Consider the following 12468-nt stretch of genomic DNA (forward strand, 5'->3'; position numbering starts at 1 on the left):
CGCCTTGCGCGACCTGCACGCCCGCACCGCGGCCGCCCATGGGCAAGTCGGTGGAGAGGGATAAGACCATGCGTGACGCCTACATCTGCGACGCCATCCGCACCCCCATCGGCCGCTATGCGGGATCCCTGTCGTCGGTGCGCGCCGACGATCTCGGCGCCGTGCCGATCCGCGCGCTGATGCAGCGCAACCCCTCGGTCGACTGGGCGGCGGTGGACGACGTCATCTATGGCTGCGCCAATCAGGCCGGCGAGGACAACCGCAACGTCGCCCGCATGTCGGCGCTGCTGGCGGGCCTGCCCGACGCGGTGCCGGGCACGACGATGAACCGGCTCTGCGGCTCCGGCCTCGACGCGCTCGCCACCGCCGCCCGCGCCATCAAGGCGGGCGAGGCCGAGCTGCTGATCGCCGGCGGGGTGGAGAGCATGAGCCGCGCCCCCTTCGTGATGGGCAAGGCCGACGCTCCCTTCTCACGGTCCGCCGAGATCTTCGACACCACCATCGGCTGGCGCTTCGTCAACCCGGCGATGAAGGCGGCCTATGGCGTCGATTCGATGCCGGAGACGGCGGAGAATGTCGCCGACGACTGGAAGATCGGCCGCGCCGACCAGGACGCCTTCGCCCTGCGCAGCCAGGAGCGCGCCGCCCGCGCCATCGCCGATGGCAGCCTCGCCCGCGAGATCGTCCCCGTCACCATCAGGACCCGCAAGGGTGAGACGGTGGTGACCACCGACGAGCATCCCCGCGCCACCACCATCGAGGCGCTGTCGGCGCTGAAGCCCATCGTCCGTCCCGGCGGCACCGTCACCGCCGGCAACGCCTCGGGCGTCAATGACGGCGCCGCCGCGCTGCTGATCGCGTCGGAAGCGGCGGTGAAGCGTTACGGCCTGACCCCGCGCGCCCGCATCCTCGGCGGCGCCACCGCCGGCGTGCCGCCGCGCGTCATGGGCATCGGCCCGGTCCCCGCCACCCGCAAGCTGCTGGAGCGGCTCGGCCGCGGCATCGGCGAGATCGACCTGATCGAATTGAACGAGGCGTTCGCCGCCCAGGCGCTGGCCGTCCTGCGCGAGCTTGGCCTGCCCGACGATGCCGCCCATGTGAACCCGAACGGCGGCGGCATCGCGCTCGGCCACCCGCTGGGCATGAGCGGCGCCCGTCTGGCGACCACCGCGCTCCACCAGCTCGAACAGTCCGGCGGCCGGACCGCGCTCTGCACCATGTGCATCGGCGTCGGACAGGGGATCGCGGTGATGATCGAGCGGGTGTAGCGTCGGGTGCCAACCGCGCCCGCACCACAACAAGCGAAGGCAGACCCAATGCCCTTCATCGAAGCCGCCGGCATCACCCAGCACTACGACCTGAGCGGCCCGGCCGACGCGCCGGTGCTGCTGTTCGCCAACTCCATCGGCACCAATTTCCACATCTGGGACGCCGTGGTGCCGCACCTGTCGCAGCGTTACCGCATCCTGCGTTACGACATGCGCGGGCACGGCCTGACCCAGGTGACGCCGATAACGGAAACCTCCGGCTACAGCATGGACGTGCTGGCCGACGATGCCGCCGGCCTGCTCGACACGCTCGGCATCGCGCGCGCCCATGTCTGCGGCCTGTCCATCGGCGGCATGATGGCCCAGCGCCTCGCGGTCAAGACGCCGGACCGCGTGCATGGCCTGATCCTATGCGATACCGCCGGCGTCATCGGCCCACCATCGGTCTGGGCCGACCGTATCGTCTCCATCCGCGCCCGCGGCATGGCCGCCATTTCCGAGGGGGTGATGGCCCGCTGGTTCACGCAAGGGTTCCGCGACAGCCGCCCCGACCAGATCCGCGGCTACACCGCCATGGTCGCCCGCACCACCGAGGACGGGTATGTCGGCTGCTCCATGGCGATCCGCGACGCCGACCTGCGCGCCGCCAACGCCGCCATCACGGCCCCCACCCTGGTGATCTGCGGCACGGAGGACGTCGCCACCCCGCCCGACTCCGCCCGTGAACTGGCGGCCGGCATCCCCGGCGCCCGGTTCGAGCTGCTGCCCGGCGCCGCCCACATCCCCGGCGTCGAGAAGCCGGCGGAACTGGCCGCCCTGATCGACTGCTTCCTGAGGGACCTGCCATGAACGACCCAGAGATGAAGGATAAGGATCTGTACGACCGCGGCATGGCGGTGCGCCGTTCGGTCCTCGGCGACGCCCATGTCGACCGCTCGCTGGAGCGCGCCACCGGCTTCGACAACGATTTCCAGGAATTCATCACCAAGACCGCCTGGGGCCAGATCTGGACCCGGCCGGGGCTGGACATCCGGACCCGCAGCATGCTGACCATCGGCATGCTGGCGGCGCTGGGCAAGGACGGCGAGCTGAAGCTGCACATCCGCGCCACCCGCAACACCGGCGTCACCCGCGACGAGGTGAAGGAAATCCTGATGCAGGCCGCCGTCTATGCCGGCGTCCCCGCCGCCAACCACGCGATAGCCCTGGCCCGCGCCGTCTATGCCGAGATGGACGAAGAGGACGCGAAACAGGCATGACCGCCGACCGCCATCCCGACCCTCTGCCAGACCCGCTCCTCGACCCGCTCTTCACCAGCGACGCGGCGGCCGATGCCTTTTCGCCCACGGCAAGGCTGCAAGCCATGCTGGCGTTCGAGGCGGCGCTAGCGCGGGCGGAGGCGGCGGTCGGCGTCATCCCCGCCCCTGTCGTCCCGGCCATCGAGGCGGCCTGCAAGGCCGAGCTTTACGACCTTAGCGTGCTGGGGGCGGAGGCGGCGCTGGCCGGCAACACCGCCATCCCGATGGTCAAGCACCTGACCCGCACGGTGAAGGCCGCCGACGAAGAGGCATCGCGCTACGTCCATTGGGGCGCCACCAGCCAGGACGCGATGGACAGCGGCCTGATGCTGCAATTGTGCCGCTTCCTCGACGGGCTGGATGCCGATCTGGCGGCGCTCGCCGACGGCCTCGCCGATCTCGCCGACCGCCACCGCGCGACACCGATGGTCGCCCGCACCTGGCTTCAGCACGCCCTGCCAACGACTTTCGGCCTGAAGGCCGCCGGCTGGCTCGATGCGCTCGGCCGCGACCGCCAGCGCATCGCCGCCGCCCGTGCCCGCCTTGCCCTGCAGTTCGGCGGTGCCGCCGGCACGCTGGCGGCACTGGGCGACGCCGGCCCGGCGGTGGCGGTGGCCCTGGCCCGCGAGCTGGACCTTTCCCTGCCCGCCCTGCCCTGGCACGCCAGCCGCGACCGCATCACCGAACTGGCTGCCGCGCTGGGCATCCTCGCCGGCACGCTCGGCACGCTCGGCCGCGACATCTCGCTGATGATGCAGATGGAGGTCGCCGAAGCCTTCGAACCGAGCGCCCCCGGCCGCGGCGGCTCCTCCACCATGCCGCACAAGCGCAACCCGGTAGCCTGCGCCGTGCTGCTCTCCACCGCCATCCGCGCCCCGGCCCTGGTCGGCGGCCTGCTGGCGGCACAGGTGCAGGAGCATGAACGCGGTCTCGGCGGCTGGCATGCCGAGTGGCAGGCCCTTCCCGACCTCTGCCGCCTCGTCGCCGGTGCCGCCCGCCATGCCCGCGAGACCGTCGCCGGCCTGACCGTTGATGCCGAGCGCATGCGCGCCAACCTCGACCTGACCCGCGGCCTGATCCTGGCGGAGGCGGTGACGATGGCGCTGGGCGACCGCATGGGCCGCATGGCCGCCCATTCCCGCGTCGCCGAGGCCAGCCGCCGCGCCGTGGAGGCCACCCGCCCGCTGCGCGACGTGCTGGCGGAGGACGAGGACGTGATGCAGGCGCTGGGTGCCGAGGCGCTCGACCGCCTGTTCGACCCGCTCCGCTACACCGGGTCCGTGGCGCATTTCATCGACCGCGTGCTGGACGATCACAAAAACACACCCGGCCACAACCCCCAACAGCGTCAGCACAACTGACCGCCGCCAAGGAGGACTCCCGAGATGGACACAGCCGTTCACCAGCCGGAGGGCGATTTCCGCCCCCGCGACTGGGCGCAACACCCGCCCTATTTGTCGCCGCTCTACAAATCGACAGTGCTGCGTTCGCCGTCCAAGCCGCTGATTCCGATGAAGCAGGGGCTGTCGGTGCGCACCGGCCCGGTGTTCGGCCATGACAGCCTCGATCCGCTCGACCACGACCTGACCAAGAACGGCCGCGTCAACGGCGAGCCGATCGGCGAGCGCATGATCGTCACCGGCCGCGTGCTGGACGAAGACGGCCGGCCGGTGCCGCACACGCTGCTGGAGATCTGGCAGGCCAACGCCTGCGGCCGCTATGTCCACCGCTGGGACCAGCATGACGCGCCGCTCGACCCCAACTTCTTCGGCGCCGGCCGCTGCATCACCGATGCCGAAGGCCGCTACCGCTTCACCACGATCAAGCCCGGCGCCTATCCCTGGGGCAACCACCACAATGCGTGGCGCCCGGCCCACATCCATTTCTCGCTGTTCGGACCGTCCTTCCTGACCCGTCTGGTCACCCAGATGTATTTCCCGGGCGATCCGCTGCTGCCGCTCGACCCCATCTACAACGGGGTGCCGGAGGGCGCCCGCGAACTGCTGGTCTCCCGCTTCTCCATCGACGTGACCGAGCCGGTGTGGGCGCTCGGCTATGAATTCGACATCGTCCTGCGCGGACGCCACGCCACGCCGATGGAGGGCTGACCCCCATGAGCCAGTTGCTGAAACAGACTCCGTCCCAGACCGTCGGCCCGTATTTCGCCTATGCCTGGACACCGGAACTTTATGGCCGCCGCCCGCTGGCGACCAACCGGCTGGCGACCCGCGACATGCCGGGCGAACACATCCGCATCGAAGGCGTGGTGTATGACGGCGCGGGTGCCCCGATCCGCGACTGCGTGGTCGAGATCTGGCAGGCCGGCGCCGACGGCAGGCACGCGCCCGGCGCGGCCGGCTTCGGCCGCTGCGGCACCAACGACGATGGCTATTATTTCTTCGACACGGTGAAGCCCGGCGCCTGCGACCCCGGCCACGCCCCGCACATCGCGGTGACGGTGTTCGCCCGCGGCATGCTGAGCCATGCCTTCACCCGCCTGCATTTCTCCGACGAGGCGGCAGCGAACGCGGCCGACCCGGTGCTGTCGGGCGTCCCGGCCGACCGCCGCGACACCCTGATCGCCAAACGCGCCGAGGTGCCGGGCGGGGTGGTCTACCGCTTCGACATCCGCATCCAGGGCGATGGGGAGACCGTGTTCTTCGACTGCTGAAAGCGCGGACCGGGCGGACGGGAGCAGGACGGCCTCAGCCCCCGGCCGCCTCTTCCTCCGCCTGGCGGCGCCGGAACCCCACCAGCGCGGTTTCGTCCAGCATCGCGGCGTCCTTGCGCTTCTGCTTGTCGCGTTCGCGCTTCTGCCGCTCCTCCTCCGCCAGTTCGTAGCGTTTCAGCTCCTGGAAGGCTTCGGCCATGTCGTCGGTGGCGATCTCGATCTGCGCCTCCACCTGCCCCAGCGACTGGCCGAGCTTGCGGCCGCGCTCCATCGCCGCCTGGGCGAAGTTGGAATAGGTGAAGGAGACGGAGAAGTCGTCACGCACGGTTTCCTGCTCGTGGACGATCTCCTGCTTCACCTTCTCGATCTCGTTGCGCAGCCGGTCGGCCAGCGTGTGGAGTTCCGCCAGGACGCGACGCTTCTCGTCCAGTTGCAGCTTCTGCAGGCGGATGATCGTCTTCAGGCTCATTGCGGCCACTGCACCCCAAAGATTTCAGCGAGCATGGCATAGCTGGTCTCCAGATCGGTGGCCTCGCGCTTGCCCTGCTTCAGGAAGGCTTCCAGCGCCGGCTGGAAATGGATCGCCTCGTCCACCTGCGGGTCGGAGCCACGGCGGTAGGCGCCCAGCCGGATCATCTCCGCCATGTTGTCGTAGGACGACAGCAGGCGCCGGGCATGACCGACCAGCTCGTTCTCGTTCGGCGTGTTGCAGCCGGGCATGGTGCGCGACACGCTGCGCAGGATGTTGATGGCGGGATAGCGCCCGCGCTCGCCGATCTGGCGCTCCATCACGATGTGGCCGTCCAGGATGCCGCGCACGGCGTCGGCGATGGGTTCGTTGTGGTCGTCGCCGTCGACCAGCACGGTGAACAGGCCGGTGATGCTGCCCGACCCGACCACCCCCGGCCCGGCGCGTTCCAGCAGGCGCGGCAGTTCGGCGAAGACGGTGGGCGGATAGCCCTTGGTCGTCGGCGGCTCGCCGGCCGACAGGCCGATCTCGCGCTGGGCCATGGCGAAGCGGGTGACGCTGTCCATCATGCACAGCACGTCGCGGCCCTGGTCGCGGAAATGCTCGGCCACCGCCAAAGTCATGTAGGCGGCCTGCTTGCGCATCAGCGGCGCCTCGTCGGAGGTGGCGCAGACGACGACGCTGCGGGCCAGACCCTCCTCGCCCAGATCCTCGGTGATGAATTCCTGCAGCTCGCGGCCGCGCTCGCCGATCAGGCCGATCACCGCGACCTCGGCGGCGGAGAAGCGGGCCAGCATCGACATGACCGACGATTTGCCGACGCCCGATCCGGCGAAGATGCCCATACGCTGGCCGCGGCAGCAGGTGAGGAAGGCGTTGATGGCGCGGATGCCGAGGTCCAGCTTTCCTCCCACCCGGGCGCGCGAGTGGGCGTTGGGCGGGGTGTTGCGGATCGGCGTGCCATGCGGCCCCTTGGGCAGCGGCCCCTTGCCGTCCACCGGCTCGCCCAACGCGTTGACGACGCGGCCCAGCCAGGCATCGGTCGGAAAGATCTGCGCCTGATCGCCCGCCACCAGCGCCCGGCAGCCCAGCCCGACGCCGTCCAGCGCGCCAAAGGGCATGGCGAGCGCCCGGCCCTGGCGAAAGCCCACCACCTCGCAGGGGACCTGGCGGCGGTCGCGCGTCTCGACGATGCAGCGGCCGCCGACCGACAGTTCCTTTTCGATCCCGCCGACCTCGACCATCAGGCCGGACACGGCGGTGACGCGGCCATAGCGGCTGCGGTCGGGAATCTCGTCGATGTCGCGGATCAACTGATCGATGTCGAACGGCATGACTGGGATACCGTCGTCCCAAAGACGGGACGCGCTCCTATTAAGGGGTAGGTCTGTGGACGGAGGCGACGTTAACCACCATGATCGCATCTTGCGGCGGAAGGATTAACGTTGTGTAAGCGCTTGGCACTGGCGTTAAGCTGAATCGTCTGTTAACTTGTGTAAACGGAGTGGTTGAAATCGATCATGAAGGATCGGGGGCCATTTTCGGGGTCGGGTAGCGAAAGCGCGCCATCAAACGTCGGGATATCGCCATGAGGGTTCTGCTGGTTGAAGACGATTCCTCCGTCGCCAAAAGCATTGAATTGATGCTGAACACGGAAGGATTCATCGTCGACTCTACCGACCTGGGTGAAGACGGGCTGGAGATCGGCAAGCTCTATGACTACGACATCATCATTCTCGACCTGATGTTGCCGGACATCGACGGGTACGAGGTTCTGCGCCGCCTGCGCGCCGCGCGTGTGACCACCCCGATCCTGATCCTGTCCGGCCTGACCGAGATGGACAACAAGATCAAGGGCCTGGGGTTCGGCGCCGACGATTACCTGACCAAGCCGTTCGACAAGCGCGAGCTGATCGCCCGCATCCAGGCCATCGTCCGCCGGTCGAAGGGCCATTCCGACAGCATCATCCGCACCGGCCGCCTGACCGTCAACCTCGACACCCGCACGGTGGAGGTCGACCAGTCGCCGCTGCACCTGACCGGCAAGGAATACGGCATCCTGGAGTTGTTGAGCCTGCGCAAGGGCACGACGCTGACCAAGGAAATGTTCCTGAACCATCTCTATGGCGGGATGGACGAGCCGGAACTGAAGATCATCGACGTCTTTGTCTGCAAGCTGCGCAAGAAGCTGGCCGCCGCGACCCAGGGCGACAACTACATCGAAACGGTGTGGGGCCGTGGATATGTGCTGCGCGACCCGCAGGAGGAGATTGCCGAAGGCAATCCGCCGCCGCCGCCGCGCGTGCCGCAGCAGCAGGCCGCCGGCTGAACCGTCGCCGGCCGGCACGATACCGGCCAGCGACGCCGCTTCAGCTTTTCTTTTCGCCTCCATCGAACGCCCGGCCGTCTTTCTTCTTGAAAGCGGGACCGGGCGTTCCCATGTCTGAAGGGTCATTCTGCTTCGGACTGCGGGGCGTTCAACTGCCCCCACGCTCAGCCCCCCTTTTTTCGCCGTTGCGAGCATGCGTTCGCGAGCTTATGGGGGCCGCCAATCCCACACCCAGTCTGATGCGCCGCACCGGTGGTGTGGCGCCCTTTGCGTTATGGGAGACAGACATGCCCGTCGGCACCGTCAAATGGTTCAACAGCACCAAGGGCTTCGGTTTCATTCAGCCGGAAAGCGGCGGCCCGGATGTGTTCGTTCACATCTCCGCTGTCGAACGCGCCGGGCTGCGCAGCCTGGTCGATGGCCAGAAAATTTCCTACGAGGAACAGCGCGATCCGAAGCGTGGCAAGACCTCGGCGGAAAATCTGAAGGCGGTCTGACCGCCTGACCGCCGACCTGCGGAAAAGGGGGCATCGGGAAACCGGTGCCCTTTTTCCGTGTTGACTATGTCCCTGTTCCCCAAACGCAGGGCTGTGCCCAGAGGAGATCCGCTATGGCTTTCAAACCGAACTACAACCAGCAGCGGGCCGAGCGCAACCGGGCCAAGGAACAGAAGAAGCAGGAAAAGCTGCAGCGCCGCGAGGAAGGGGCCGCAGCCCGCCGCGCCGGCGACCCGGATGGGACGGAGACGCAGGACGACGCCCTGACGACCGACAGCGACGCCGAGACCAAGACCGATACCAACAACGCCTGACCGGACGACCGCAAGCACGGCCGGCCGCGACCATATGGAGGACAGGCCATGGCCCGTCAGAAGAAACAGCCCGTCGAAAACGCCTTCGCGCTTTTCGATGTGATCTACCAGGACGGTGCGCGCACCTCGAACCGCAAGGTGCCGACCTCCGACATCGACCAGTTCGACCGTGAGAATTCCATCCGCGCTTTCATCGAGGCACAGGACCGCAAGATAGCCGAGATGTCCGGCAACCCGCGCGGCCCGATCAAGTCGATCACGCCATCGGCCTGAGAGCCGGCGCTTTCCCCGGCTGGACATCATCCCCGCGAAGGCGGGGATCCAGCCATTTTAAGCGCTTGAGCCGAAAGCCTGGATCCCCGCCTTCGCGGGGATGACGTCCGTCAAAGCGAGGATCGCAGGCTTCACGCCACCTTGGCGCCGGCGGCGGAGAAGCCGCCCAGGCTGTAGAGACCGCGCTGCCCCTCCACCGGCTTGAACCTGTCGGTGATGCCCAGAACCGTTTCCGCGCCGCCCAGATACAGCACGCCGTCCTGCGGCATCTGGCGGGCAATCGACTCCAGGACCTTCGCCTTGGTCGGCTGGTCGAAATAGATCAGCACGTTCCGGCAGAAGACGATGTCGAACTGGCCCAGCGCCGACAGGTCGCCCAGCAGGTTCCATTCGCGGAACGACACCATCTGGCGCAACTGCTGGCTGATCTGCCACTTGTCGCCGTTCTGCTTGAAATGCTTCACCAGCATGGTGATCGGCAGGCCGCGCTGTACCTCGAACTGGGTGTAGACGCCGGCCTTCGCCCGCTCCACCATTTCCGCCGAGATGTCGGTGCCGACGATCTCGATGCGCCAGCCGGCCAGCTTCGCCGCGTCCTCGTTCAGGAGCATCGACAGCGAATAGGCTTCCTGACCGGACGAACAGGCCGCCGACCAGATGCGCAAGCTGCGCTTGGCCGCCCGCGCCTCCATCAGCTTCGGCAGCACCAGCTGCTTGAACTGGTCGAAGGGCTTCTGGTCGCGGAAGAAGGACGACTCGTTGGTCGTCATCGCTTCCGTGATGTCGCGCAGCAGCGCCTCGTCCCGGCGGGTTCGGACGGTGGTCGCCAGCTCCTCCAGCCCCTTCATGTTCCACTTGCGCGCCACCGGCATCAGCCGGGATTCGAGCAGGTACGCCTTGTCGCGGGTGAGGACCAGGCCGGAACGCTGCTTGAGCAGCGTGGAGAACATGTCGAAATCTTCGACTCTCATGCTGCCCTCGAAGCGAGCTTGCGGATATGGGGACCGATTTCCTTGAGCGGCAGGATGGCGTTGCAGATGCCGGCTTGCGCCACGGCACCGGGCATGCCCCAGACCACGCTCGACGCCTCGTCCTGGGCGATCAGGGTGCCGCCGCCATTGACCACGTCGGTGCAGCCCTTCAACCCGTCCTGCCCCATGCCGGTCAGGATGCAGGCCAGGATCTTGCGGCCGCCGAAGGCCTTCAGGATCGATCGCATCATCGGATCGACCGCCGGGCGGCAGAAATTCTCGGGCGGATCCTTGCTCAATGCGATCACGTTGGCTCCGGCCCGTTGCGTCACCAGCATGTGGAAGTCGCCGGGCGCGATGTAGCAGCGGTTCTGCACGATCGGCTCGCCGTCCTTGGCTTCGCGCGCGTCGATCCCGCACTGGCGGGTGATGTGCTCGGCCAGGATGGTGGTGAAGGTCGCCGGCATGTGCTGGGTGATCAGGATCGGCTGGCTGACGCCGGCCTTCAGGTGCGACAGCACCTCGAACAGGGCCTGCGGGCCGCCGGTGGAGCTGCCGATGGCGATCACGTCCGGCTTGGTCGCGATGGCGCCGGCCGGCGCCGGGCGGGTGACGATCGGGCCGACCTCGCGCTTCAGCCCCAGCGGGGCCGCCGGGGTCAGCGGCCGGATTTCCCCGCGCGAGCGCGATCCGGCGCGCTTGGCCGCGGCGCCCAGCGCCTTGACCTTGGCGACCAGCTCGCGCTTGAAGTCCTCCGCCCCGCCGATCTCGCGGGTGGAGGTCGGCTTGGGGATATAGTCGGCCGCACCGGCCGACAGGCAGCGGATCGACACGTCGGCCCCGCGCAGCGTCAGCGTCGAGGCCATGATGATCTTAACCTGCGGCGCTACCGCCAGCAGCTTCGGGATGGCGGTCAGCCCGTCCATCACCGGCATCTCGATGTCGAGCACGATGACATCGATGGAATTGCGCTGCAGCGAATTGACCGCCATCTGGCCGTCGCCGACGGAGGTGACGACGCGGATGTCCGGGTCCCCCTCCAGCGCGCGGGTCAGCAAACCGCGGATGACGGCGGAGTCGTCCACCACCATGACCCGGACGGGATCCGGGTTGGCCGGTCGCGCGGTGGTGAGGGGTCCCCTGCCAAAACTGTCCGACATAACGGCGATTCGCCTTTCAACTCGACTGGTTCAACGCGGCGTCTCCTGTTCCCCCGTCCGGGGTCAGAGAAGACCGACCTGCGCGAACTTGGTCTGGATGATGTCGCTGTCGAAGGGCTTCATGATGTATTCGTTGGCCCCGGCCGACAGCGCTTCCTGAATGTGGGCGAGGTCGTTCTCGGTGGTGCAGAACACCACCTTGGGCTGATCGCCCCCGCTCATCTTGCGCAGCCGGCGCAGGAACTCGATCCCGGTCATCACCGGCATGTTCCAGTCCAGCAGGATGGCGTCGGGCATCTGCGCCGCGCAGGCCTCCATCGCCTGCTTGCCGTCTTCCGCCTCTGAGCAGGCGAAGTTCAGCTCTTCCAGGATCTTGCGTGCGACCTTGCGGACCACGCGGCTGTCATCGACCACCAGGCAGGATTTCATTGCGGCAAGGCCCCAGGTCATCTGTTCGTCGGCGTAAGCCGGCTGGCCGGACCGGCGCCCGCCCCCCGGGGGGGCAGGGCGCCGGAAACCGTCAGGCCGTCTCGATTGTTGTGAAGTTGAGCAGACGCGGGACGTCAAGCACAACCATCAACTGGCCATTCAGCCGGTAAATTCCGGTCGAGACCTCGCGCCAGCGCGGATCCAGCGTCGCCGGGTTGCGCTCGAAGTCCTCCTTGGTCAGGCTCAGCACCTCACCGACCGAGTCGACCATCAGGCTGTACAGCTCGCCGCGCAGGTCGACGACGATCGACATGCCGGGCTTGTCCTTCGGCCGGCCGGTCAGGCCGAGCCGCAGGCGGACGTCGATGGCGGTGACGATGCGGCCGCGCAGGTTCAGCGATCCGGCGACCTCCGGCGGGGCCAGCGGGATACGGGTGATCCGCTGATGGCCCAGCACGTCCTGCACCTGAAGGACCGGGATGCCGAACATCTGGTCGGCGATCGTCATGGTCACATAGTCCTGGTTGCCGGAGACGACGAGATCGTCGCCCTTCGACTTCCTGACGGTGGACGGCAGCTTGGCGTTGCTCATGCGGCACCTTTCTGGTCGGTCAGCGTCTGCTGCAGCGCGAAGAGCAGCGCGTCACGGTCGAACTTGGCGACATAGTCGTTGAAACCGGCGATCCGGCCGCGGTCGAGGTCACGGGCGCTGGCGTGGCTGGACAGCGCCACCATCGGCACGCTCTGCCAGCGGCTGCCGTGGCGGACCGCCTCGGCGAAGTCGAAGCC

At 67.9% G+C, this 12468-nt stretch carries 17 protein-coding genes; 10 read left to right on the forward strand and 7 right to left on the reverse strand.

Annotated features, from left to right (window positions below; all coding sequences use genetic code 11):
- The first annotated feature begins 68 nt into the window (after positions 1 to 68).
- From pcaF to pcaG, 6 genes are read left to right on the forward strand one after another with little or no spacing between them, the layout of a single operon-like run.
- Complete coding sequence (gene pcaF / locus I71_RS10505; protein ID WP_042694697.1) at positions 69 to 1268, forward strand: 3-oxoadipyl-CoA thiolase; 1200 nt, start codon at positions 69 to 71, stop codon at positions 1266 to 1268.
- Positions 1269 to 1316: 48 nt separating this feature from the next.
- On the forward strand, positions 1317 to 2117 hold the full coding sequence (gene pcaD, locus I71_RS10510) for a 3-oxoadipate enol-lactonase (RefSeq protein WP_042694666.1): 801 nt from the start codon (positions 1317 to 1319) through the stop codon (positions 2115 to 2117).
- 11 nt (positions 2118 to 2128) lie between these two features.
- A complete protein-coding gene (gene pcaC, locus I71_RS10515) occupies positions 2129 to 2527 on the forward strand; it encodes a 4-carboxymuconolactone decarboxylase (RefSeq protein WP_042694699.1) in 399 nt (132 codons plus the stop codon).
- Complete coding sequence (locus I71_RS10520) at positions 2524 to 3927, forward strand: 3-carboxy-cis,cis-muconate cycloisomerase (protein WP_042694668.1); 1404 nt, start codon at positions 2524 to 2526, stop codon at positions 3925 to 3927. The genes pcaC and I71_RS10520 overlap by 4 nt, the downstream gene beginning before the upstream one ends.
- A 24-nt stretch (positions 3928 to 3951) precedes the next feature.
- Positions 3952 to 4674: a protocatechuate 3,4-dioxygenase subunit beta gene (gene pcaH / locus I71_RS10525; protein WP_042694670.1), complete on the forward strand. Its 723-nt coding sequence runs from the start codon at positions 3952 to 3954 to the stop codon at positions 4672 to 4674.
- A gap of 5 nt (positions 4675 to 4679) precedes the next feature.
- Entirely contained in the window at positions 4680 to 5237 is a 558-nt protein-coding gene (gene pcaG / locus I71_RS10530; protein ID WP_042694672.1) for a protocatechuate 3,4-dioxygenase subunit alpha, read from the forward strand.
- A 34-nt stretch (positions 5238 to 5271) separates the two neighbouring features.
- Here the strand turns inward: pcaG and I71_RS10535 are convergent, their stop codons facing one another.
- The gene (locus tag I71_RS10535) at positions 5272 to 5706 is read right to left on the reverse strand and encodes a flagellar export protein FliJ (protein WP_042694674.1); all 435 of its coding nucleotides are present in this window, start codon (positions 5704 to 5706) and stop codon (positions 5272 to 5274) included.
- Positions 5703 to 7040 (reverse strand): flagellar protein export ATPase FliI, encoded by a 1338-nt coding sequence (gene fliI / locus I71_RS10540; RefSeq protein WP_042694677.1) that lies wholly within the window; start codon positions 7038 to 7040, stop codon positions 5703 to 5705. Before fliI ends, I71_RS10535 begins: the two co-directional genes overlap by 4 nt.
- Before the next feature lie 254 nt (positions 7041 to 7294).
- On the opposite strand from fliI, the gene ctrA reads away from it, so the two are divergent.
- The 4 genes from ctrA to I71_RS10560 all read left to right on the forward strand — a co-directional run bounded on the left by ctrA (position 7295) and on the right by I71_RS10560 (position 9119).
- Positions 7295 to 8035, forward strand: coding sequence for a response regulator transcription factor CtrA (gene ctrA, locus I71_RS10545; protein ID WP_042694679.1), 741 nt, complete (start codon positions 7295 to 7297; stop codon positions 8033 to 8035).
- Positions 8036 to 8322: 287 nt separating this feature from the next.
- Complete coding sequence (locus I71_RS10550) at positions 8323 to 8532, forward strand: cold-shock protein (protein WP_012977930.1); 210 nt, start codon at positions 8323 to 8325, stop codon at positions 8530 to 8532.
- A 113-nt stretch (positions 8533 to 8645) separates the two neighbouring features.
- Positions 8646 to 8846, forward strand: a complete 201-nt coding sequence (locus I71_RS36825) for a hypothetical protein (RefSeq protein ID WP_042694683.1) — start codon at positions 8646 to 8648, stop codon at positions 8844 to 8846.
- Between the two features lie 48 nt (positions 8847 to 8894).
- Positions 8895 to 9119, forward strand: coding sequence for a hypothetical protein (locus I71_RS10560; RefSeq protein ID WP_014189667.1), 225 nt, complete (start codon positions 8895 to 8897; stop codon positions 9117 to 9119).
- A gap of 131 nt (positions 9120 to 9250) precedes the next feature.
- Here the strand turns inward: I71_RS10560 and I71_RS10565 are convergent, their stop codons facing one another.
- The 5 genes from I71_RS10565 to I71_RS10585 all read right to left on the reverse strand — a co-directional run.
- Positions 9251 to 10090, reverse strand: a complete 840-nt coding sequence (locus I71_RS10565; RefSeq protein WP_042694687.1) for a protein-glutamate O-methyltransferase CheR — start codon at positions 10088 to 10090, stop codon at positions 9251 to 9253.
- Positions 10087 to 11250 (reverse strand): chemotaxis response regulator protein-glutamate methylesterase, encoded by a 1164-nt coding sequence (locus I71_RS10570; protein ID WP_042694689.1) that lies wholly within the window; start codon positions 11248 to 11250, stop codon positions 10087 to 10089. The genes I71_RS10565 and I71_RS10570 overlap by 4 nt, the downstream gene beginning before the upstream one ends.
- A 63-nt stretch (positions 11251 to 11313) precedes the next feature.
- The gene (locus I71_RS10575; RefSeq protein WP_042694691.1) at positions 11314 to 11679 is read right to left on the reverse strand and encodes a PleD family two-component system response regulator; all 366 of its coding nucleotides are present in this window, start codon (positions 11677 to 11679) and stop codon (positions 11314 to 11316) included.
- Positions 11680 to 11770: 91 nt separating this feature from the next.
- Positions 11771 to 12271, reverse strand: a complete 501-nt coding sequence (locus tag I71_RS10580) for a chemotaxis protein CheW (RefSeq protein WP_042694693.1) — start codon at positions 12269 to 12271, stop codon at positions 11771 to 11773.
- The coding region (locus I71_RS10585) for a response regulator (RefSeq protein ID WP_042694695.1) at positions 12268 to 12468 on the reverse strand (201 nt) is incomplete at its 5' end. The genes I71_RS10585 and I71_RS10580, both read right to left, overlap by 4 nt.

Origin of the sequence: Azospirillum sp. B506 (assembly GCF_000333595.1) — a bacterium.
Classification (GTDB): domain Bacteria; phylum Pseudomonadota; class Alphaproteobacteria; order Azospirillales; family Azospirillaceae; genus Azospirillum.

Coding starts and splice junctions, on each gene's coding strand:
- I71_RS10580 (WP_042694693.1), bottom strand. CDS start 12,271: ATGAGCAACGCCAAGCTGCCGTCCACCGTCAGGAAGTCGAAGGGCGAC.
- I71_RS36825 (WP_042694683.1), top strand. CDS start 8,646: ATGGCTTTCAAACCGAACTACAACCAGCAGCGGGCCGAGCGCAACCGG.
- I71_RS10535 (WP_042694674.1), bottom strand. CDS start 5,706: ATGAGCCTGAAGACGATCATCCGCCTGCAGAAGCTGCAACTGGACGAG.
- I71_RS10520 (WP_042694668.1), top strand. CDS start 2,524: ATGACCGCCGACCGCCATCCCGACCCTCTGCCAGACCCGCTCCTCGAC.
- pcaF (WP_042694697.1), top strand. CDS start 69: ATGCGTGACGCCTACATCTGCGACGCCATCCGCACCCCCATCGGCCGC.
- I71_RS10560 (WP_014189667.1), top strand. CDS start 8,895: ATGGCCCGTCAGAAGAAACAGCCCGTCGAAAACGCCTTCGCGCTTTTC.
- I71_RS10565 (WP_042694687.1), bottom strand. CDS start 10,090: ATGAGAGTCGAAGATTTCGACATGTTCTCCACGCTGCTCAAGCAGCGT.
- I71_RS10550 (WP_012977930.1), top strand. CDS start 8,323: ATGCCCGTCGGCACCGTCAAATGGTTCAACAGCACCAAGGGCTTCGGT.
- I71_RS10575 (WP_042694691.1), bottom strand. CDS start 11,679: ATGAAATCCTGCCTGGTGGTCGATGACAGCCGCGTGGTCCGCAAGGTC.
- ctrA (WP_042694679.1), top strand. CDS start 7,295: ATGAGGGTTCTGCTGGTTGAAGACGATTCCTCCGTCGCCAAAAGCATT.
- fliI (WP_042694677.1), bottom strand. CDS start 7,040: ATGCCGTTCGACATCGATCAGTTGATCCGCGACATCGACGAGATTCCC.
- I71_RS10570 (WP_042694689.1), bottom strand. CDS start 11,250: ATGTCGGACAGTTTTGGCAGGGGACCCCTCACCACCGCGCGACCGGCC.
- pcaH (WP_042694670.1), top strand. CDS start 3,952: ATGGACACAGCCGTTCACCAGCCGGAGGGCGATTTCCGCCCCCGCGAC.
- pcaG (WP_042694672.1), top strand. CDS start 4,680: ATGAGCCAGTTGCTGAAACAGACTCCGTCCCAGACCGTCGGCCCGTAT.
- pcaC (WP_042694699.1), top strand. CDS start 2,129: ATGAAGGATAAGGATCTGTACGACCGCGGCATGGCGGTGCGCCGTTCG.
- pcaD (WP_042694666.1), top strand. CDS start 1,317: ATGCCCTTCATCGAAGCCGCCGGCATCACCCAGCACTACGACCTGAGC.